The following is a 21,653-nucleotide window of genomic DNA, read 5'->3' as shown; positions in this document are numbered from 1 at the left end:
CAACGGCAGTTGCCTGTGCCGGGGCGTGCAATACCAGGTCGAACGCCTGAACATGCCCATCGGCCACTGTCACTGCCAGACCTGCCGCAAGGCCCATGCCGCGGCCTTCGCCTCCACCGCCGGGGTCATGCGCGAACATTTTCGCTGGACCCAAGGCCAGGAGCTGCTGAGAGCGTTCGAGTCGTCGCCGGGCAAGCTGCGGCACTTCTGCTCGGTGTGCGGTTCTCATCTGCTGGCCGAGCGACCGGGCCAGCCCCATGTGATCCTGCGGGTGGCGACCCTGGACGATGATCCGGGGCAGACCCCGCAGGTGCATATCTGGACCGCCCACGATGTGCCCTGGCTGGCCCACGAGGCGCTGGAGCGCTGGCCGCAATGGCAACCCAGCCGCGGTTAGGCGGTCTTTCCAACTCTTGACTCGATAGCGAGATGTTCCATGCGTCCGATCCTGATCCTGGCCCTTGCGCCGCTGCTGCTCGCCCCCTTGGCCCAGGCTGACGAGTGCGACAGTGCCACCACCCAGAGCGACATGAATCAGTGTGCCGGCCGGCAATTCCAGGCGGCCGACAAGCAACTGAACAACCTCTACCAGCAGATCAACCTGCGCCTGAAAGACCAGCCACAGGCCAAAAAGCTGCTGGTCAGTGCACAACGGGCCTGGGTGGCGTTCCGCGATGCCGAGTGCGAATTCTCGTCCTCGGGGGTCGAAGGTGGCAGCGTTTATCCACTGGTCTACAGCAACTGCACCACGGCCTTGACCAAGGCCCGGGTAGAAAATTTCAAGACCTACCTCAAATGCCAGGAAGGTGACCTGAGCTGCCCGGTACCGGGCCTGTAGAAACGGGCTGGCCCGCGAAGGCGATGGTGGGGGCGCTGCACGGCTTGCCGGCCCGTTCGCCGGCAAGCCGGCTCCTACATGAGGAGCCGGGCGGGCCGATGGAGGCTGGTCAGCGGATGAAGATCTGCGTGGTGGTCGCCGCCATGTCGCCACCGGGCAAGGTGATCTTGCCCACCTGCTTGAAGCTGTCGGCGTCGAAGATCGCCACGTCGTTGAAGGTCCCGGTCAGGTAGATCTTGCTCCCGGCCTGGTTGAACGACAGGCAGTAGTAGGAATGGTCCAAGGTCGCGGCCTGGAGCAGTTTCTTCTGCTTGATGTCGTACTTGGCCAGGCGGTTGAGCACGCCGAACATCAGGTTCGGATCCTTGGGCGAGCGCATGCCGCTGAAGTAGATTTCGGTCAGGGGGCCGAAGTCGGTGGTTTCCGTCTTGCCGGTCTTCAAGTCAATGCTGAACAGCCCGTACAGCGGTTCGGCGGTCGCCGGGTCCTGCTGCTTGTCCTTGAATTTCGCCGCGGTGTAGAGCAGCGAGAAGTCGTGGCGGTAGGTCTGCTGGTTCCAGATGTAGAGCACGTCCGGGGCGCTGTAGTTGGGGCGTTTCCAGTGCCGGCTGGGGATCAGCACGTCGAACTTGCCGGTCTGCACGTTGACCTTGTAGAGGTCCGGCCCGGCCACGTACAAGGTGCCGTCGTCGCCGCTCTGCATGATGGTCAGCTGGCGCGGCGCGGGGAAGCTGCGCAGCGGCTTGGCGTCGAGCCCGGCATCGGTGGCGTAGACATCCAGCCGCGGCTCCTTGACCTCGTAGCGATCATTGAGCAGCAGGGTCGGATTGGCCACGGTGTACAGCTCCTTGCCGTCGTGGCTGACGGTGAAGGCGAACATCGAGCGCGCCTTCTCCCCCGGGTGCTGGGTGATGCTGGCGTGGAACACCTGTTTGCAGCTGTCGAGCTCGACGCCGTAGACATCCGCGTAGTGGTTGTTGAGCACATAGGCGACCTTGCGGTCCGGCGACAGTTGCACGGTGCCGGGGCCAAAGGCGTCGGGCATCTTGCAAGTCTTGTACAGGCTGTCGCTGGCCAGATCGATGACGTGCAGGTTGTTCGGGTAGTTGGTGGTCACCAGGTACTCGTGGCCACTATTGAGGGCCCGGCCCTCATCGGCCAAAACGCTGAACGAGCAGGCGCCGAGAACCGCGAGTGCGACCAGGCCGCAGGCTTTGATGCTGTGCATGCTGGAATCCTTCTTGTTGTTCATCACTTGTCTTTCGGGAAGACAGTGCCGAGGTTGCGCCAGTTGTCGTTGGAGGCCTGGGCGTCCTTGTTCCAGTCGGGGTAGGTACTCATCATGTCGGGCACCTGGGCCGGCCACCAGCACGGGTCGGAGCAGCCGTAGAGGTCGGCCTCCATCGGCTGGCACAGCGACGAGACTCCGCCAAAGGCGTCGATTTCCCAGCCCGGGTCGGTGGTCGAGGCGCAGCCGGCCACGGAGTTCATCGCCAGCACTTCTTCGATCCGGTCCTCGGCGGCCGCCGCGGTCAGTTTCTGAGCTTTGTTGTTGATTGGCGTGAGATGTTTCATGTCAGTGAGCCTTGCGCGGAGTGATGTAAGTGCTGATGAACGCAGGGTTGCGGGCCATGATCCGGCTGTAGACTTCGATGCCGAAATCCACCCAGTCACGCATCAGTTCGCAATAGTGATAGGTCGGGTGCGCCGGGTCGCCGTAGCGGGCGTAGCTCTCGTGGTAGCAGCCTCCGGAACACAGGTTGCGGATGCGGCAGCTGTCGCAGCCGGTGTTGGTCCGGTCCAGGCGCTGGGACAGGAAGTCGTTGAGCTGCACCTGCTTGACCCCGCCGTCATGCACGTTGCCGAAGGTCGGCAAGCTTGAGCCGGTAAAGCGGTGGCACAGGTTCAGTTCGCCCTTGTGGTCCACCGCCAGCATCTTCAGCCCGGCGCCGCAAGGCAGCGCTTTCTTGTGGCCTTCGTGGATGTCGGTGATCAGCTGGTGCAGGTTGGAGAAACCGATGTTGCGGTGCTCCAGCGCCGCCTCCAAGTAACGCCGCCCCAGGCGTTTCATGCTGGCGAAGACTTCGATCAGCTCCTCGCTGCTGAGGTTGAAGCTGCTGATGTCCCCGGAGGTCACCGGGGCGAAACCCACCTCGGCGAACCCCAGTTCGTTGAACAGATGATCCCAGATGGTTTCAAGGTCGGTGACCCCGGTGGTCAGGGTCACTCGCGCGCCCACCGGCCGGCTGTCGTAGCGTTCCAGGAGCATCTGCGCCTTGCGCCGCACCACGTCGTAGGTGCCCTGCCCGCCCACGGTGATGCGGTTGCGGTCGTGCACGGTCTTGGGCCCGTCGATACTCACCGACAGCCCGAATCGGTGGGCATTGAGGTAGTCGACTATTTCTTCGGTGAGCAAGGTGGCGTTGGTGGTCATGACGAACTCGACGAACTTGCCGGCAGCGGCAAAGCGCTGTTCGCAGTAGTCCACCATGGCTTCGATCAGCGGCCGGTTGCTCAGCGGCTCGCCGCCGAAGAACACCACGGTGTAGCGCTCCTCGTCGGGGGATTCCTGGAGCAGCATCTCCACCGAGGCGATGGCCGTGTCCAGGCCCATCTTCTTGCCCGCCGAGGGCTTGTCCAGGTCTTCCTTGTAGCAGTAGGTGCAGCTCAGGTTGCAGCCGGTATTGACGTTGAGCACCACGGTATTGATCGCCGTGCGCTCGACCCGCTTGACGCCGATTTCCGGGGTCAGGGGCGAGCCGTCGCTGACCAGCTCCAGGGCGATCAGCTCGCGCAGGGTGTCGCTGACTTCGGCGCTGTCATAGGCGCCGGCCAATTGCTGGATCAAGTCTTCCGGGGTACGGCCCGGGCCGCGCAGGGCATCGATGATGCTGCCGGTCAAGGCATCGCTGGCGAACAGCGAACTGCTGGGGATATGGAACAGCATGCGGTCGGCGTCGACCTGCACTTCATGCAGGTTGCGCTCCACCAGATTGAGAATTGCGCCCATTACAACCTCCTGTGCACACCCCGCTGTCGGGGCCTGCGGTCATTGCCTGAAAGTGTCTGTCGCGGTTGCTCGACGGCCCTCAGGGAATGGGTGGATTGTTCCAGCGTTGCACGGTGACGATCAGCTGGCCTTCGCCGGTCAGGGCCTTGCCCGCGTCATCCACGGCGGCGATCACCTTGAGGTTGCCGGCGTTGTTGGTGGACATCTTGCGCTGCGGGTTGGGCCCGGCGTCGCCCGGGGTGAACACGCCGCTATCGGCCTGCATGCTGCCGGCGTACTTGACGTCTTCATCCTTGGCCGCCTGCTCGTCGAAGGCTTCGACCTTCCACTGCGCCGGCATCACGCCGATGCGATAGGCCTTGCCGTCGGCGCCCTGGCCCCAGGCTTCGGCATCGAAGCGGCCCTGGACCTTGGGCGTCGAACCGCCGCCGTCGCCGATCCGCGCCACCGAGAACGCCGGCACCACCTTGACCTCGGCGATGCGCTGGTACACCGCCAGCGTGGCGCCCTTGAGGCTGCCGACACTGACTTCGCGCAGCCCCGGCTGGGCGCTGGCCGCCGCCTTGAGCTTGAGCCGGATGCGCTCTGGCGTCCGCTCCAGCACCTGCACCACTTCGACGCCCGGGCCGAAACTCGGGGTGCCTGCGAGGCCGGCGCCCACCAGGGTCACTTCGGCCTCTGCGCCGGCCTTCAGGTAACCCGGCTGTACCGCCAGCAGGCGCTGGCTGCCTTGTTTGGCGGCGACGAAATCCAGGCCGCGCTCATCGTGCTCGGCCTCGAACATCCGCCCTTGCAGCGCATTGCCCTGGGCCGCCAGCACCTGACGCATGACCACGCCGTCGACCGTGACATTGCCGCGCCATTCATAGCCGTTGTAGAGAATTGCGCTGCCCTGGCCATTGAACGGGCTGCCATCGGCGTACTGGCCCTTGACGTTGACCTTGAACTGATCGTCCTCGCCGGCGCTGACGCTCATCACCCCGGCCAGTTCGCCCTTGCCCGGCAGGTGGCCGCTGAAGCTCCAGTTGCCGGCCAGTGCCTCCGCTTGCGGACGGGACTGCTGCCAGGCCTTCCAGGCCGGGTTGTCCAGGGGGTAACGCTGGGCCAGCAGCGGCACCATGTCCTTGAGCGCGATGGGCAGCCATTCCCGATCCCGGGACAGCGCCTGGTACTCCAGGGACGGCCATTGCCCGAGGTGGAAATTCACCAGCCGCTGCCACTCCTGGGCCGGGCGGCGCTGCAGGGCGATCCGCGCGCCGGAGTGGCAACGGGCGCACATCTGGGTGGTCTGCTCATCGAAGTGCTCGACGGTGTTCAAGCGCCGCTCCAGGGCATAGCGCACGCCGTCAGTCTCGCTGGGGGCCAGGCCCTGGGTATCGGCCAGGTACTTGACCAGGGTGCGGCGGTCCTCATCGCTGATCTTCAAGCCGTGCATGGTCTGCATGCGGGCAATGCTCATCAGCCAGCCTTCCGGGGTCTTGCGCTGGTGGCTGATGCGGCTCAGGGCCTCCCCGGCTTCGGGGGTGTGGCAGCCCTGGCAGGTTTCCTTGAGGATGCTCTGGGCATCCCGTGCGGCGAAACTCGATGGCGCGTGCAAGGCGGTACAGGTGGCGATGGCCAGCAGGCTGGCGCTGAGCCTCAGGCGGAGTTTTCTCTTCATCAGGGTCGAACCTCCCTCGGTGCTTTCTTATTGTTAGCGAGTCGTTTTTATGGTTTCTGCCATGCCCGGCGATCCCGGGCATGGAGGCAGTAGAAACGTCTGAGGGTAAGCAATACACGGAGCGTGCCAGCTTGTTAAAAGACGCCGAATCAACGGCTTAGGTGAAAACCTCGGGCATTGGCCGGCGCCAGGGTGTTACCCGACGTTCAATTTCGCGACAGGCGTCTCAGTCTGAGACATCCCGGCGCGGGGCGCAGATCGCCGCACTGGCGCCCGAACCACCTGTACCGGTGGTTTTCTTTGCAATTGGACCTTGCATTTATCCGGCGCCGCCGCAAAATCACCCGCGCTTTGCCCGCCCCGCTGTGCGGGGCGCTCTGCACTCCCCCCTCTTTACAAGGAACCTGAAGTTCATGGATAGAAGCGCCTGTGCCCGTCTCGGCTCGCTGATCCTCTCGTTGTCTGCCCTGACCCTGGTCGGTTGCAAGGAAGAAACCAGCCCCAAGACGGCCGCCATCGCACCGGCCCCGGCGCCTGCGGCCATGATCATGCCGATCTGCGCCAACGGCGAATGCGCCGTGCTGGACCAGGACGGCAAGGTGCTGGTCAGCGCCGACAACGACTACGACGCCGTGGTCGCGCTGCCCCTGGACAAGACCTTCCTGTTCGCCAAGGACGGCACCTGGAACCTCGCCAGCGCCGACGGCAAGCAGATCCTCAAGGCCGCCTTCACCGACGACCTGCGCCTCTTGACCCCGGGCTATTTCGGCTTCGGCCAGGACGGCAAGCTGGGCATCATCGACCAGAGCGGCAAGCAGATTCAGCCCCCGCGCTTCGACGACCTGTATGTCGGCGGCAATGATGACTTCATCGTCTACGAGATCGGCGGCAAGCGCGGCATTCTCAGCGCCAAGGGCGAAGTGATCACCGAAGCGGTGTATGACAGCAGCGTGGTGCGCGACGACTTCGCCAAGCGCGGCGGCTGGATGGGCGCCGAGCGCGGCGATCAGAAGTGGGCGCTCAACCTCAAGACCGGCGAACAGAAGAAGGTCGAGTTCGACAGCATCGATTACTTCGCCAACCAGCATCTGGTGGTCAACACCGAACAGGGCAAGGCCCTGGCCGATGCCAATGCGCAGTTGATCAGCGCCGCCACCTACAACTGGATGGGCGAGCCGGGAGACGGTCTGGTGGCCTTCCGCGAAAAATATGACAGCCCCTGCGGCTACATGGACTTCCAGGGCAAGACGGTGATCCAGGCCCAGTTCGGCGCCTGCCAGGTGTTCGGCAAGCAGGGCGCGATGGTTACCGCCAAGAATGCCGACGGCAGCTCCGGCAAGGCCGGGTTCATTGACCGCCAGGGCCAGTGGAAGGTGCAACCGACCTATGACTCGGCGGACCCGGCAGGCTTCAGCCCCCTGGGGATGTTCAAGCAGGTATCGGGGCTGAACCAGGTCGCGGTGCTGCAAAACGTGTTCAGCGCCACCTTCGGCATCTTCGATGTGGACAAGGGCGTCGAGCTGTTCAAGCCGACCTACGCGCAGATCGGCGCGCTCAACGCCGACCTGTTCGTGTTCAGCACCGCCAACAGCCCGACCAAGCAGGCCACCCTGTTCGGCCAGGCCACGCAGATGCACACCGTGGGCCTGATGGACGCCAGCGGCAAGGTGCTGCTGGAGCCGGGCCAGTACGTCGACATTCGCCTGGATGCCAGCGGCCACTACCTGCTGGCCACTGACGACACTTCGCCCCTGGCCACCTCGGCGCTGTATGACCTCAAGGGCAAGCGCCTGATTGCCAGCAAGTGGCAGGAACTGGTGGTGGACCCAACCCGTGGCGCGATCTTCGGCTACGCCGTGGAAGGCGTCGGCGACGATCAGTCCCGCAGCCTCAAGGCGGTGTACCGCCTGGACGGCACCCCGAGCTTCCAGGTCAGCCAGGTGGAATGTGGCGCCGAGCAGGTGCGTGACGGCCAGGACAAGGTGCTGTGGCCGGCCAACCCGCAGGACCACTGCCCACAACCGGACGAAGAAGAAGACCAGGGCGAAGGCGACAACGCACAGGGCTAAGGCCCTGGGGCGAACCGCTCACGGTTGGGATCAAGCCTGCTAGGATGCGGGCTTGATCGATTCAGCCAACCGGCCCGGATGGGGCCCGACAGGAACTGTCCCATGCTCAACGCTCTGCTTTTCGACCTTGACGGCACCCTGACCGACACCGATGCCCTGCACCTTCTGGCCCTGCAACAACTGTTGTGGGAAGAAGACCGCCGAACCTTCACCGAGGCCGAGTTCGCCGCCCACGTCAGTGGCCAGGCCAACGCCAACATGTGCCGCTACCTGTTTCCGGAACGCAGCGTGGCCGAACATGTCGCCTTTGCCGAACGCAAGGAACAGCGTTTTCGCCAACTCTCCCCGCAACTCAAGCCCCTGCCCGGCCTGCCGCGCCTGTTGGATTTTGCCGCCGAGCACGGCATCGGCGTGTGCGTGGTGACCAACGCGCCACGGGCCAACGCCGAGCACATGCTCAAGGTGCTGGGCTTGCAGGAGCGCTTCCAAGCGGTGTTGGTGGCCGAGGAGTTGCCCCGGGCCAAGCCCGATCCCCTGCCCTACCTCAGTGGCCTGGAATGCCTGCAAGCCACGCCCGAACAGGCCCTGGCCTTCGAGGATTCAGTGCCCGGGCTGACCGCCGCGGTCAAGGCCGACATCCGCACCTTCGGCCTGGCCACCAGCCAGCAACCACAGACCCTGCTCGATGCCGGCGCCCACCGGGTGATCCGCGACTTCGACGACCCGCAACTGTGGGCCGAGATCCAGCGCCGGCTCGGAAGAGCCTGAAGACTGGCAGACGGCCGCGAATCCGCCGGTGCACTGAGCACTGAGCATCGATGCAGCCTGAGTTGAAAGGAATGTCGCTGGCGATTGCAGCGGGACGGTGGGTGGGAACCTCACCGGGAGAAAACAGCAGAAGGGAAAAAGTGCTCGCCCATCACTTCGGCAGTGGCACCTAAGCCGAAGTACCCCCTTTGGCTGGGCGAGCAGGAGGAAATATACGTGGCTGCCGAGGGCGGTCCTATCGGACAGATCCTAAAAGCCAGTGCGATTAGGACAAATACCTTTGCGCTTTTTCCTCAGGACCACCTTTTTTTCACAGCTCTTTCACCTCGCGCCCCTTAGATTGAGAGTCACTCCTGAACGAATCCCATTTGGCCCGCCTTGTTGCGGGCTTTTTTTTGCCAGAGCAAGCCCCTCGCAGGGGCACGAGCCCCAGGCTGTCGGCCAGCTGAACGAAGTCGCGCCAGCCCTGCCGCCGCCCATGGCCACAGATACAATTTGAAACCTTTACCCCTTCTCCAGATCGACACCATGACTGAAGACTTCGAAGTGCCCAGCCCCCACGAAAAGCACCTGGAACACGTGACCGAACACGCCCACAGCCGCAATGACAACTTCGCCAGCAAGATCGCGGTGATGACCGCGATCATGGCCACCCTGGGGGCGCTCCTGAGCTATCAGGCCGGCTCCACCGAGAGCCAGGCGGCGATGGACAAGAACAACGCGGCGATGAAGAAGACCGAAGCCGCCAACCAGTGGAGCTACTACCAGGCCAAGTCCAGCCGACAGAACCTGGCGGAGCTGGCGACCCATATTCCCGGGGTCGATGCCGGGCACTACAGCATCGAAGCCCAGCGCTACCAGAAAGAGAAGGAAGCCGTGCGCCTGAAAGCCGAAGCCCTGGAGGCCGAGGCCCGGGACTGGGACGAACAGTCCGAAGTCGAGCTGCACCAGCACCATCGCTGGGCCCAGGCGATGATGGCGATCCAGATTGCCATCTCGATGGCCGCCATCACCCTGCTGACCCGCAAGGAATGGCTGAAGAAACTCGCCTACGGCGCTGCCGGCGGCAGCGTGCTGCTGGGCACCCTGGCCTGGCTGCATATCTAGGCCCCTGCGCAGCAACCCGCAGCGCCGTGCGTCGCAGCGTCCGCGGATTCTCACCGGCTGTCGCAGTTTGCGAAACTGCGCGGCCCGGTTGATGCCGCAAGCAGCGCCCGGAGCCCCGGTTCCCGGGGCTGCGCGACTTCTGCAGATCTGGCACAGCCATTGCGAAAGCCCCTGCCTCATCGACAACAAGAGGCTTCGCCATGGCTATTGCCCCCCTGCTCGCCGCTACCACGGCGTTTATCCAGCGCGCCCCGCGCATGCTGATCGGCGCCCACTGGGTCGAGGCCGCCGACGGCCAGACCATGCCCCTGCACAACCCCGCCACCGGCGAACCGCTGTGCCTGGTGCCCCGGGCCACGGTGGATGACGTCGACCGCGCGGTGCTGGCGGCGCGCCAGGCGTTCGATGACTCGCCCTGGACCCGCACCCGTCCCCGGGAGCGGCAGAACCTGCTGTGGAAGCTCGCCGACCTGATGCAGCGCGACGCCGCGCTGCTGGCCCAGCTGGAATGCCTGAACAACGGCAAGAGCGCCGCTGTGGCCCAGGCCATGGACGTGCAGTTGTCCATCGACTACCTGCGCTACATGGCCGGCTGGGCGACCAAGATCGAAGGCGCCAGCGTCGAGGTGTCGCTGCCGCTGATGCCCAACGATCAGTTCCACAGTTTCATCCGCCGCGAGGCGGTGGGTGTGGTCGGCGCCATCGTCGCCTGGAACTTCCCCCTGCTGCTGGCCTGCTGGAAGCTCGGCCCGGCCCTGGCCAGCGGCTGCACCCTGGTGCTCAAGCCGGCCGACGAAACCCCGCTCAGCGCCCTGAAGCTCGCGGAGCTGGTGCAGGAAGCCGGCTACCCCGACGGTGTGTTCAACGTGGTCACCGGCACCGGCATCACCGCCGGCAGCGCCCTGACCCGCAACCCCCTGGTGGACAAGCTGACCTTCACCGGCTCCACCGCCGTGGGCAAGGAAATCGGCAAGATCGCCATGGACTCCATGACCCGGGTGACCCTGGAACTGGGGGGCAAGTCGCCGACCATCGTCATGGCCGACGCCGACCTGGCCAGCGCCGCCGCCGGGGCCGCCAGCGCGATCTTCTTCAACCAGGGCCAGGTGTGCTGCGCCGGCTCGCGGCTGTATGTGCAGCGCAAGCATTTTGACAATGTGGTGGCCGACATTGCCGGCATCGCCAACGCCATGAAGCTGGGCAACGGCCTGGACAGCAGCGTCGACATGGGCCCGCTGATTTCCGCGCGCCAGCAGGAGCGGGTCTATCGCTACATCGAGATGGGCCGCGACAGCGGCGCCACCATCGCCTGCGGCGGCGAGCAGTTCGGCCCGGGGTATTTCGTCCAGCCGACGGTGATCGCCGATGTCGACCAGCGGCATGCCCTGGTTCAGGAAGAGATCTTCGGCCCGGTGCTGGTGGCGATTCCCTTCGACGATGAAGCCGACGCCCTGCGCCTGGCCAACGACAGCCCCTATGGCCTTGGCGCGAGCATCTGGTCCAACGACCTGGCGGCGGTGCACCGAATGATTCCGCGCATCAAGTCCGGCTCGGTGTGGGTCAACTGCCACAGCGCCCTGGACCCGGCGCTGCCGTTCGGCGGCTACAAGATGTCCGGGGTCGGCCGGGAGATGGGCCATGCCGCCATCGAGCACTACACCGAGCTGAAATCGGTGCTGATCAAGCTCTGAAACGCGCCAGAACAGCCTCTTCCCTCCGGACGATCGCCGTCCTCGCCAGGGGCGCCAGGTTTTTTCGGCGCCCCCCGGCCTCTGCTTGAAGTGCTGCTACGCTCAGCGCGGGCCTGCTCGATAGCAACCACAGGAGCCCGGCTCATCTTCCTGCACCCCTCATACCACCGCATCGCCGAGGAACGCATCATGGGATCGAATGGAAATGATCACGACCACATCCAATGTGGATGCCACAACCCGATCTGGGAAGCCTTGAAGCACAGCCTGGACCCCGCCAGCCACCTGACCGGCCAGCCGGCCAACGCCCATGGCCCGGGCCTTGAGACGGGCGGCGAATCCATCGTTTTCACCCAGGGCCACATCTATCCACTGCGCGACGGCAACATGAGCGAACGGGTCGAGGCGCTCGGCATCCACGCCGGCGATGTGGTCGCCTCAGGCACCCTGGCCGACGTCGAAACCCGCCTGCGAGCCCTGGGCATCGCCTACAGGATCCAGTCGCTGGAGGGCAGGACCCTGCTCCCGGGCCTGGTCGAGCCCCACGTACACATCGTGCAGAGCTGCGCCATGGAAGACTGGACACCGGTGGGCGCGTTCGATCAAGAGCGACAACGCCTGCGGGAAACCTACGATTGGAACTGGCTGGTCGAGACCCTGCGCAATGCCCCGGTCAAAGACCCTTCGTCATGGATTCTCGGGCGCATGGTCGATCCGGCCTTGATGCCATTCAAGAAGGTGAAAGGTGGCCTGAACCAGCTCATAACCCTGGGCAGTGGCTTCGATGAAGAGGTCGGCAACCTGGACAGCATCGACTCCGAGCGCCCGATCCTGCTGATCAGCGCGTCGATGCACACCGCCTACATGAACAGTGCGGCCAGCGAAGCGGTCTATCGCAAGACCGGCGTCAAAGCCAACAAAGGCCTGTTGCAGGAGCGTGAAATCCTGCACGCCATCCGCTCCATTCCGCCCCAGCAGCAGTTGCAGATGCTGAAGATCTTCAAACACCTCGAAGACTACTTCAACACCGCCACGCAACGCGGAATTACCCTGCTGTACGACGCCATGATGGACCCCATCTCAAAACTGGTGCTGGACGCCTATTTCCTGACTCACCCCAGGAACCTGCGGATCGGTTACGCCGCCGCCTGCGACGGCTCCGCCAAAAGCCTGCAAAGCCTGCCCCCCTATCGAGCCGCCACCCGCGAAGAAGCCAAGCGCATCTACCAGGGCTCGGTGAAGCTGGTATCGGATGGTTCCAACCAGGGCCTGACCGGCTACCAGAGCGTGGACTATTGCTGTGAAACCACCCCCCGCCGGGGCAATTTCAATGTCTGCGACGAACAGCAGCCGGAGCCGCAAACCCTCCCCGTGGCCTACCAGACCCTGGTCAGCAGCGCCGTTGAGACCGGCTGGCCCTTGATGATTCATGCCAACGGCGACCGAGCCATCGACTTCACCCTGCAAGCCTACGCAGGGGCCTTCAAGAGCGGCAACGGCCTGGAAAAACGCCATCGTATCGAACACTGCTCGCTGCTGAACGCCGACAGTCTTGAGCGCATGAGCCAGCTGGGGCTGTCACCGAGTTTTCTGATCGGGCATGTCGGTTACTGGGGCTACTCCTTCCAACAGGCAATTTTCGAGCAGCGGGCCGAGACCATGCTCGACCTGTGCAAATCGGCCCTCAAGCACAACCTGCGCATTTCCCTGCACAGCGACTGCACGGTCACCCCACTGGGCCCGCTGCGCTCCATGGAGCAGGCGGTGACCCGCAAGATGGAGGGTATCCGCAGCACACAAGCACCGTATCCGGTCCTGCAGAACCCTGATGACTACCCGGTGCTCAACGCTGGCCAATGCCTGACCCGCCAAGAGGCACTGAAAGCCATCACCTACGACGCCGCCTGGCAGTGTCATGCCGAGGCCTGGACCGGGTCCTTGCAGGACGGGAATTTCGCCGACTTGGTGATCCTCGATCAGAACCCGTTGGACGAGAAGGTCCCGGCCACCCAGATTCGCGACATCAAGATCCGCGAAACCTGGAAAGGCGGCCAACGGGTATACCTCAACGCGGGAGACTGACTGCGGCCAATGCAAGCCGGGGGTTGCTCAAGCCCCCGGTGCACGTTGTAGGAGCCGGCTTGCCGGCGAAAAGGGCCGGATGTCGTGGATGGCCGCTGCGCGGTTCGCGAGCAAGCTCGCTCCTACTGTTCCCGTGGGGGCAGTTAGGGTCGGTATCCCTGGGCCAGCAACCAGCTGCGGATCTGCCGATCCTGCTCCGGGCCGAGCGGCGCCAGCGCCTGGGCCGCGCCCTGGCTGCGCAAACGCCGCAGCAGCGGCGCCAGTTCCACGCCCTGCACATGCCAGATGCCCAGGGGCTGGTCCGGGGTGATCACGACGTCGGCTTCATCCACCAGGCCATCGCGCAACACCGGGGCACGCTCGATGCGCAAGGCGGCAAAGTCCACAGCCGCGTGGGCTGGCTGCGGGTCCGGCCAGCCTCGACGGGCATGCCAGAACGCCTGCTCGGGCCAACGCTGCTCAGCGGCGTAGAAGTCCCGGCCAATGCGCGCAAAACGCAGGAACAGCTGCTCCACCCGCTGCCCATGGAAGCGCTGCGCCAGCGCTGCACGCTGGGGCCGCTGCAACAGGGTGTTGATCACCGCCGGGGCCTGCAGGGCCGAGGACAGGGACTGGAAAATGCCGTTGCCGGACAAGGGGTCCACCGCCATCGCCGCATCGCCGACCCGCAGCCAGTTGGCGCCACACACCTGGGGGCTGAGAATCGCCGTGCTGCTGCGGGCATGCAGCTGCAGTTGCTGTTCCTCGCCACCGGCAAAGAACTCCCGGGCCAGGGCCGACGCCTGGCGACGCTGGCGACAATAGGCCAGCAACCGCGACTTGTTCGGTAGACGGGCGCTGGCCACATCCAGGGTCAGTTGCCAGTAGCACTGGCCGTCGGCACGCCGGGCCATCCAGGCCCAGCCGTCCTCCAGGCTGTACACCGCGCTGGCGGCTGTGCCGCCGGAGCCCTGCCAGCGGTTGAGCAGGCTGACGGTTTCCGGACCGCGCAGGCCTGCAGCCAGCCCCCGGCGCAACGCCTTGTCCAGCGCCGGCGCCTGACGCCCACGGGCCTCGACCAGAAATGAGGCGGCCAACGCCTCGGCGCCCTCGACCTGAACCCGGTGCCCGAGCACCGTGGACTGCACAGCCCGGACCCGACCCTCGATCAGCGTTACCCCCGCCTCGTGCAAGGCATCGCGCAGGCCACGGTCGAACGCCGGGCGGTCCAGCAGGTACTCGACGTTCTGCGCGTGCTCCTCACCGTTCCACGCCACTTGCCGCTGCGAGGGGTGCAGTGCCTGCGCCAGTGCCGACTCCAGGCCGGCGCCGCGCAAGGCCTCCAGCACCCGCTGCGAGACACCTTCCAGGGCCGCAAAGCGCCGCCAGTCGCTGACCAGGGTCACCGGGTAGCCGAGGCGTCGCAGCCCCAGGGCCACGGCCGCGCCGGCCGGGCCGGCCCCCAGAATGACGATGGGCTTCATGCTGTGTGTCGCCGTTCGGGGCCATGGTAAGCGGCGTGCGCTTGCAGCCACTGGCGTACCTGCAGATCGCTGGCCTGGGGCTGGGCACGCAGGTAAGCGCCGATGTGCCCGCTCAAGGCCGCGCACCCCAGGCTGGCGCCGGATGGCCCCGAAGGGCCGTCGCGCACGCAGGCGCCGAAGTCCGCTTGGGCGGTGTTCAACCAGGACCAGTGTTCAGCACTGCAACGCGCATCGCCGGTCACCCGCAGCACACCGGGGTAACTGGCGGGAAACACCGGCTCGCCCTGGGCCGGGCTGGACGCGCAGAGCATGACCCCGGCCGCCACGGCTTCGGCGCAGGCGGCGCGCAGGGCGGGCCGGTCCTGACGCAGGCCGAGGCTGAGGTTGATCAGCCGCACCTTCTGCTCCAGCAACCAGTACAGGGCCGCACTGACTTGCGCGGCGCTGGTGACCCCGCGCTGGTCGAACACCTGGGCCAGGTAAAGCCGGGCGCTCGGCGTGCGCTGGCCGATGGCCTCGATGATCGCGCTGCCATGGCCAAGCGCATCCTCCTGCAACGGACCTTCGCCGATGCCTTCGGGGTGCAGGAAGAATCGTCGCCCGCCGGCGATCCGCTGATGGGCGGCATGGCCGCTGTCGATCACGCCAATGCGCAGTTCAGGCTTCATGGGTTGCCTCCAGCACGTGCAGCACACCCTCGCGCAATTCGAAACGCAACTCGGCATTGGCCAGGGTCGAAGGCCGGTGGCTGATGAGGATGCGCGTGCGCCCGGCGAACAGTCGGTCGATGGCCTCGATCACCTCGCGCTCGGTGGCTTCGTCCACCGCCGAGGTGGCTTCGTCCAGCACCAGGATCATCGGGTCCTGAAGCAGGGCCCGGGCGATGGCGATGCGTTGTTTCTGCCCGCCGGACAATTGCTGGCCGCGCTCGCCCAGGGGGCTGTCCAGGCCTTCGGGCAGGGACTCGATCAGGCTCTGCAACTGCGCCAGCCGCGCCACTTCGGCCACCGCTTCGCGGCTGGCGTCGGGCACGCTGTAGGCCAGGTTGTCCGCCAGGCTGCCGCGAAACAGCACGATGTCCTGGCTGACCACCGCCACCCGCCGCCGCAGCTGCATCAGGTCCAGCTGGCGCAGGTCGACGCCACCCAGCAGCACCTGCCCGGATTGCGGGTCGTGGTGGCGCTGCAACAGGTCGATCAGGGTGCTCTTGCCCGCTCCCGAACTGCCGCTGAGCGCCACTTTGCGGCCGTAGGGAATCCGCGCTTCGACGCCCTGCAAGGTCATCCCGCGCCCCGGGTGGCAAAAGTGCACGGCATGGAAATGCAGCTCGCCCTGCTCCGGCACCGGCAGCGGTGCCTCGGGGTGGGTGATCGCCGGCTCCTCGCCGCGCAACTCCATGACCCGGCCCAGGCTCACGGTCATGCGCTGGATCGCCACGTACAGCCCGAGCAGGCTCTGCACCGGGCCCACCGCCATGCCCAGGTAAGTGGAAAAGGCGATCAGCGCCCCCAGTTGCCAGGTGCCCTGCACCACCCAATAACCGCCGATCAAGAAAGCGCAGGCCCGGGACAATGAGGTCAGGGTGCCGGGCACTGCCTGGGTGAAGAACTCGGTGACTTGCAGCTTGAGCAACTGGTTCATGTAGCCCTGACCGAGGCCGTTCAGGCGCTGCGCTTCGCGTTGCTGCTGGCCGGCGCTCTGGATGAATTTCATCACCGGCAGGGTTTCCACCAGGAACGCGGACATGTCCGCCGAACGCTCGCGCAACTGGCGCACATCGCGCTCGACCTTGCGCCGCATCCAGCGCAGCCAGAGCACGTCCAGGGGAATCAGCAGCAGGGCCAAAAGCGAGAGTTGCCAGGACAGGGTCAGCAGCATGGCCAGGGCCACCACCAGGCCAATGACGCTGGACACCGCGGAGAACAATGAGTCGACGGCAAAGCGCTGGATCTCCGCGACATCGCCATCCAGGCGCGACATCAGGTCGCCGATCCGCCTTTGCCCGTAAAAGCCCGGCGACAGGCGCTGCAAGTGCCGATAGAGGTCGTCGCGCAGGGCGAACAGGATGCGCCCGGACAAGCGCGTGTGCAGGTAACGGTTGACCCCGGAGAGCACGGTGCCCAGCAGCCCGGCGCCGATCATCAGGACGGCGATCAGCACCAGCCGCGGAAAGTCCCGGGCCAGCAGGCCGTCGTCGATCAGCAGCTTGGTCAGCCAGGGTTGCACCAGCACCAGCAAGGATGCGCACACCGACAGCCCCAGCAGCCCGCCGATGGCCAGCCGCTGCGGCCGGACAAAACCGTAGAGCCAGCCCAGGGCCGCGCTCAGCGCCTGGGGATCGCGGCTGTCCACCAGCCGGGTGATCAGGCGCCGCATCAGGCGCGCAACTGCTTGAGCTTGCGGTACAGGGTCGCGCGGCTGATGCCCAGGGCCTCCGCCGCCGCCGAGACATTGCCCCGGTGGTTGTCCAGGGCACTGCGGATCAACTCCAGTTCGTTCTCGCGGATGCTCCCGGTCGACGGCCGGGCATGGGCGTTGAGGTCGTCGAGCATGCTGTCGGGCAGGTGTTCCAGGCCGACCTGCTGTTCGCCCTCTTCGCGCAGGGCCAGGGCGGTGCGCAGGACCATCTCCAGCTGGCGGATATTGCCCGGCCAGTGGTAGTCCGCCAGCAACCGGCGCAGCTCGCCGCTAAGGCTCACGTCGGCGCCGCCGAGCCTGGCCAGCAGGCTGTCCACCAGGGATTGCAGGTCTTCACGTTCGCGCAGGGCCGGCAGCCGTACGCTGATGCCGTTGACCCGGTAGAACAGGTCTTCGCGAAAGGCCTTGTCCTGCACTTGCTGCTTGAGGTCGCGGTGGGTGGCACAGATCAGCGCGATGTCGATGTCCTGTTCTTCGCCGGCCCCCAGAGGCGCCACCTTGCGGTCTTGCAAGACCCGTAGCAGCCGGGCTTGCAGGGCCAGGGGCATGTCGCCGATCTCGTCGAGGAACAGGGTGCCGCCATGGGCCTGTTGCAGGCGCCCGATCATGCCGCCGCGACGTGAGCCGGTGAAGGCGCCCTCGCGGTAGCCGAACAGTTCCGACTCGATCAGGCCTTCGGGAATGGCCGCGCAGTTGACCGCGACAAAGGGTTTCTCGGCACGGCTGCCGGCACGGTGCAGGGCCCGGGCCAGGACTTCCTTGCCGGTGCCGGTCTCGCCCAGCAGCAACACCGGCAAGCCATTGGCCAGGCCCTGGCGGGCCATGCGCAAGGTGCGGGCGTAGCGGCTGTTGCCGCCGGCCAGGGCCTCCAGGTCCTGGGGCAGCGGCGCGGCCTTGGCGGCGCTGCGTGGCGCGCGGTGCAGGTTCAGCGACGGCTGCGGCGCCCGCAGGGCCTTGTAGAACAGCTCGCCCTTGGCGGTCTGCAAGCTACCCACCGCCCCTTGTTGCAGGCGTGCCAGCAACTGCAAGCCATCGAGTCCGAGGAACTCTTCGCAACGCCGCCCCACCAGAGCCGCGCGCGGGGTGCTGAGCAACTGGCAAGCCTGGCCGCTGACCGCGAGAATCTGCCCGCCCAGGCTCAGGGCCAGCAGCCCCTGCCACGGCGATTCGAGGTACTGCCGGCGGCTGTGGAAGGCCAGGACGATCTGCTCCGGGTAGGAGGCGTGGAACACCCGTGCCTCGATCTGGCTGACCGCCATGGACAACAGCGCGGTGCTGTCCTGGGCCCGGCCGAGGGGGCCTTCGCGGGTCAGGTCGAGCACCCCGATCATTTCGCCCTGGGGGCACTGGATCGGCACCGAGGTGCAGGAGAAATGGCTGAGGCGGTCCAGGTAATGCTCGCCGCAATCGATCAGGGTTGGCCGGGCTTCCACCAGGGCCGTACCCAGGGCGTTGGTGCCACGGGTGGCTTCGCTCCAGCATGCGCCGAGGGTGATGTCCTGCACGCCGCTGTCCTTGAGCCGGTCGGCGCGGCCCTCGATGGCCAGGATGGTGGCGTCGGCATTGGCCAGGATGATCAGGCCGTCTTGGCCTTGATGCTGGTTCAGGTAATCGATGGCCGGGGTCGCAGCATCCAGCAACAGACGATTGCTGGCCAGCAGCACGTCGAGGCTGGCGCCGGATTCCAGGGTCAGTTGATGCTGGCTGCCAAAGTGCACGCCATGGCTCAGGCTGCGCCGCCATGACGCATCGATTTCCGCACGCAGGACCCCGTCGGGGATCTCGCCTTCCAGGTGCAGCCGCTCCCGGGCCAGCCGGGCTTCGTGTTGCTGCTCACCCTTTATTGTTTTTATAAGAGTCATCAAGCGCTCCGAATCGGTCCGCCCGCGGTACCCGCTCCACTCCCTTGGATTGCGCGAGGCACGCAAGCCGTGGTCAATGTCTACACCGGGTCCAGGGGGCAGTAAAGGGCTCTGACCCGGACAGCGGGTCGCCCTGCATTGCTTTGCCTTTCCTTGAAGATCAAGCAAGACCTGCGCCAGCCGGCGCTGACGCTCGGGCATCTTGACGTTTACGTCAAGCAAATGGCAAGTGCCACATGAGGCCGGTACGCCGCCAATGGGAAGCTGGCTTGCCAACGAACAGGGCCTTTTGTGGGTGCAAGACCTGGGGGCTCTTCGTCGGCAAGCCGGCTCCTGCATCGGGATATCGACAGCCCGATGGTGAAATGACTCAGACGTGGGGATCGCCGGGGGCCTTGGCCGGAGCGGCGTATTGCGGCTTGAGGTGGCCGTTCTGGTCCAGCAGCCAGGCATCCATGATCTGTCGCACCACGGGGCCGGCGACCCGACCGCCGGCTTCGCCGTTCTCGATCATCACCGAGATCACGATCTGCGGGTGCTCGGCCGGGGCGAAGCCGACGAACAGGGCGTTGTCGCGGTTGCGCTCGCGGGTCTTGAGGCGGTCGTAGCGTTCGCCCTGCTTGATCGCCACTACCTGGGCGGTGCCACTCTTGCCGGCAATGCGGTATTGCGCTCCGGCGGCCGCGGCGCGGGCAATGCCTCGCGGGTCGTGCATGACCATTTGCATGCCGTGGTTGACCTGATCCCAGTCATGGGGATTCTTCAGCAGGATGTTGGGCATCGGATGCTCATCCACCGGGGCCACGCCGTCGATGGTCTTGGCCAGGTGCGGGCGGTTCCACACGCCCTTGTTGGCAATCAGCGCGGTGGCCTGGGCCAGTTGCAGCGGGGTGACCTGCATGTAGCCCTGACCGATGCCGAGGATCACTGTTTCCCCCGGGAACCAGGGCTGGCGGCGAGTGGCGCGCTTCCAGGCCTGGGACGGCATCAGGCCGGGGGATTCTTCGAACATGTCCAGGGAGACTTTTTCGCCGAGGCCGAACATCGCCATGTAGTCGTGCAGGCGGTCAATGCCGAGCTTGTGCGCCAGGTCGTAGAAGTAGGTGTCGTTGGAGCGCATGATCGCGGCGTCCATGTCCACCCAGCCATCACCGCTGTGGTTCCAGTTGCGGTATTTGTGGTCGAAGTCCGGCAGTTGGTAGTAGCCCGGGTCGAAGACGCGGGTCGACGCGGTGACTACGCCGGTATCGAGGCCGGCAATCGCCACTTCCGGCTTGATGGTGGAGCCTGGGGCATAGAGGCCGCGTAGCACCCGGTTGAACAATGGGCGGTCGATGGAGTCGTGCAGCGCCGCGTATTCCTTGAAGCTGATGCCGGTGACGAACAGGTTGGGGTCGAAGCTGGGCTTGCTGACCATGGCCAGCACTTCACCGGTGGCCGGGTCCAGGGCGACCACGGAGCCGCGGCGATCCCCCAGGGCTTCTTCGGCGGCTTCCTGGAGCTTGATGTCCAGGCTCAGGACGATGTTCTTGCCGGGGATCGGATCGGTGTGCTTGAGCACCCGCATCACCCGGCCCTGGGCGTTGGTTTCGACTTCTTCGTAGCCCACGTGGCCGTGCAGTTCGGACTCGTAGAACTTCTCGATCCCGGTCTTGCCGATGGATTGAGTACCACGGTACTCCACCGAATCCAGGGTCTTGGCTTCCTTTTCGTTGATCCGCCCGACGTAGCCAATGGAGTGGGCAAAGTGCGCGCCCATGGGGTAGTGGCGAACGAACTGGGCTTCGACATCCAGGCCCGGCAGGCGGTATTCGTTGACCGCCAGTACGGCGATCTGCTCCTCGGTGAGTTCGTAGAACAGGGTCACGGGTACGAAGGGGTGACGGGCCTGCTTCATTTCCTTGTCGAACAGGGTGCGGTCTTCTGGCGGCAGGTGCAGCAGGTCGACCACGGTATCCAGCTCGCCCTTGAGGTCGGTGGTGCGTTCGCGGGTGATGGTCAGGTTGAAGCTGGGGCGGTTGTCGGCCAGGAGCACGCCATTGCGGTCATAGATCAGTCCTCGGGTCGGGGTGATCGGCAGCACATGGACGCGGTTGTTTTCCGAGATGGTGGCGTGATAGTCGAACTCCACCACCTGGAGGAAATACATGCGCCCTACCAGGGCACAGGTGATGGCCACCACCAGCACAGCACAGGCCAGCAGGCGCTTGTTGACCAGGCGGTTTTCTTTTTCGTGGTCCTTGATCGGAATCGCTTCGGGCATTGCTACAGCTTCTCGTTGAATAGAGGTCGACGCTGATCCGTGCGGATGAACTCAAGTCCCTAAAAAAGAGCTGCACCATACCAAAAACTGCTCATCGATTTTGAGGGGATTTCTGTCGTCACTGATCAGTGGTGTCGGTCCTCTGTGTCAGTGGAAGCAGGACCCGCCAAAGCGGGAATGGGCCGCCCCCTGACACTGTCGCGGGACGCTGGCAGCCGTAAGCACACGAGCGTGGCCAGCCCCAGCAACGCAACTTTTCCGCCGCGCAAAAACAAAACCCCAACTGCTTTCGCAATTGGGGTTTCGGAATTTAATCTTGACGATGACCTACTCTCACATGGGGAAACCCCACACTACCATCGGCGATGCATCGTTTCACTTCTGAGTTCGGGATGGGATCAGGTGGTTCCAACGCTCTATGG

Annotated in this window: 16 protein-coding genes and 1 rRNA gene; 7 read left to right on the top strand and 10 right to left on the bottom strand. The window is 65.2% G+C overall.

Going from position 1 to position 21,653, the window contains the following annotated elements; translation table 11 throughout:
• Nucleotides 1-25: 25 nt before the first annotated feature.
• Together DNK59_RS32220 and DNK59_RS30995 are read left to right on the top strand one after the other, a co-directional pair.
• Nucleotides 26-397: a GFA family protein gene (locus DNK59_RS32220; protein ID WP_256596740.1), complete on the top strand. Its 372-nt coding sequence runs from the start codon at nucleotides 26-28 to the stop codon at nucleotides 395-397.
• A gap of 39 nt (nucleotides 398-436) precedes the next feature.
• Nucleotides 437-838, top strand: a complete 402-nt coding sequence (locus tag DNK59_RS30995; protein ID WP_110725784.1) for a lysozyme inhibitor LprI family protein — start codon at nucleotides 437-439, stop codon at nucleotides 836-838.
• A gap of 109 nt (nucleotides 839-947) precedes the next feature.
• Here the strand turns inward: DNK59_RS30995 and peaD are convergent, their stop codons facing one another.
• The 4 genes from peaD to peaA all read right to left on the bottom strand — a co-directional run bounded on the left by peaD (nucleotide 948) and on the right by peaA (nucleotide 5,508).
• Nucleotides 948-2,066 carry a quinohemoprotein amine dehydrogenase subunit beta gene (gene peaD, locus DNK59_RS30990; protein ID WP_110725805.1) on the bottom strand — a complete coding sequence of 373 codons (1,119 nt, stop codon included), beginning with the start codon at nucleotides 2,064-2,066 and terminating at the stop codon, nucleotides 948-950.
• A gap of 23 nt (nucleotides 2,067-2,089) precedes the next feature.
• Nucleotides 2,090-2,413, bottom strand: coding sequence for a quinohemoprotein amine dehydrogenase subunit gamma (gene qhpC, locus DNK59_RS30985; protein ID WP_110725783.1), 324 nt, complete (start codon nucleotides 2,411-2,413; stop codon nucleotides 2,090-2,092).
• 1 nt (nucleotide 2,414) lies between these two features.
• Nucleotides 2,415-3,848, bottom strand: a complete 1,434-nt coding sequence (gene peaB, locus DNK59_RS30980) for a quinohemoprotein amine dehydrogenase maturation protein (protein WP_110725782.1) — start codon at nucleotides 3,846-3,848, stop codon at nucleotides 2,415-2,417.
• Nucleotides 3,849-3,927: 79 nt separating this feature from the next.
• Nucleotides 3,928-5,508: a quinohemoprotein amine dehydrogenase subunit alpha gene (gene peaA / locus DNK59_RS30975; RefSeq protein WP_110725781.1), complete on the bottom strand. Its 1,581-nt coding sequence runs from the start codon at nucleotides 5,506-5,508 to the stop codon at nucleotides 3,928-3,930.
• Between the two features lie 413 nt (nucleotides 5,509-5,921).
• Between peaA and DNK59_RS30970 the strand changes: the two genes are divergently transcribed.
• The 5 genes from DNK59_RS30970 (at nucleotide 5,922) to DNK59_RS30950 (ending at nucleotide 13,225) form a co-directional block, all read left to right on the top strand.
• The gene (locus DNK59_RS30970; RefSeq protein ID WP_110725780.1) at nucleotides 5,922-7,577 is read left to right on the top strand and encodes a WG repeat-containing protein; all 1,656 of its coding nucleotides are present in this window, start codon (nucleotides 5,922-5,924) and stop codon (nucleotides 7,575-7,577) included.
• Nucleotides 7,578-7,679: 102 nt separating this feature from the next.
• Complete coding sequence (locus DNK59_RS30965) at nucleotides 7,680-8,345, top strand: HAD family phosphatase (protein WP_110725779.1); 666 nt, start codon at nucleotides 7,680-7,682, stop codon at nucleotides 8,343-8,345.
• A gap of 528 nt (nucleotides 8,346-8,873) precedes the next feature.
• Entirely contained in the window at nucleotides 8,874-9,452 is a 579-nt protein-coding gene (locus tag DNK59_RS30960) for a DUF4337 domain-containing protein (protein ID WP_092312448.1), read from the top strand.
• A 200-nt stretch (nucleotides 9,453-9,652) separates the two neighbouring features.
• Nucleotides 9,653-11,143: an aldehyde dehydrogenase gene (locus tag DNK59_RS30955; protein WP_092312445.1), complete on the top strand. Its 1,491-nt coding sequence runs from the start codon at nucleotides 9,653-9,655 to the stop codon at nucleotides 11,141-11,143.
• 189 nt (nucleotides 11,144-11,332) lie between these two features.
• Nucleotides 11,333-13,225 (top strand): amidohydrolase, encoded by a 1,893-nt coding sequence (locus DNK59_RS30950; RefSeq protein WP_110725778.1) that lies wholly within the window; start codon nucleotides 11,333-11,335, stop codon nucleotides 13,223-13,225.
• A 143-nt stretch (nucleotides 13,226-13,368) separates the two neighbouring features.
• Here the strand turns inward: DNK59_RS30950 and DNK59_RS30945 are convergent, their stop codons facing one another.
• The 6 genes from DNK59_RS30945 to rrf form a co-directional block, all read right to left on the bottom strand.
• Complete coding sequence (locus tag DNK59_RS30945) at nucleotides 13,369-14,688, bottom strand: NAD(P)/FAD-dependent oxidoreductase (RefSeq protein WP_110725777.1); 1,320 nt, start codon at nucleotides 14,686-14,688, stop codon at nucleotides 13,369-13,371.
• Nucleotides 14,685-15,356, bottom strand: coding sequence for a S8 family serine peptidase (locus DNK59_RS30940; RefSeq protein ID WP_110725776.1), 672 nt, complete (start codon nucleotides 15,354-15,356; stop codon nucleotides 14,685-14,687). Before DNK59_RS30940 ends, DNK59_RS30945 begins: the two co-directional genes overlap by 4 nt.
• Nucleotides 15,346-17,064: an ABC transporter ATP-binding protein gene (locus DNK59_RS30935; RefSeq protein WP_110725775.1), complete on the bottom strand. Its 1,719-nt coding sequence runs from the start codon at nucleotides 17,062-17,064 to the stop codon at nucleotides 15,346-15,348. Before DNK59_RS30935 ends, DNK59_RS30940 begins: the two co-directional genes overlap by 11 nt.
• Complete coding sequence (locus tag DNK59_RS30930; RefSeq protein ID WP_110725774.1) at nucleotides 17,064-18,968, bottom strand: sigma-54-dependent Fis family transcriptional regulator; 1,905 nt, start codon at nucleotides 18,966-18,968, stop codon at nucleotides 17,064-17,066. Before DNK59_RS30930 ends, DNK59_RS30935 begins: the two co-directional genes overlap by 1 nt.
• 370 nt (nucleotides 18,969-19,338) lie before the next feature.
• Entirely contained in the window at nucleotides 19,339-21,231 is a 1,893-nt protein-coding gene (gene mrdA, locus DNK59_RS30925; RefSeq protein ID WP_110725773.1) for a penicillin-binding protein 2, read from the bottom strand.
• A 314-nt stretch (nucleotides 21,232-21,545) separates the two neighbouring features.
• Nucleotides 21,546-21,653: ribosomal RNA gene (gene rrf, locus DNK59_RS30920) — 5S ribosomal RNA — on the bottom strand; the annotation flags it as partial.

It is taken from the genome of Pseudomonas sp. TKO26 (assembly GCF_003225665.1).
Taxonomy (GTDB): domain Bacteria; phylum Pseudomonadota; class Gammaproteobacteria; order Pseudomonadales; family Pseudomonadaceae; genus Aquipseudomonas; species Aquipseudomonas saponiphila.
This window is presented reverse-complemented; position numbering and strand designations above follow the sequence as displayed.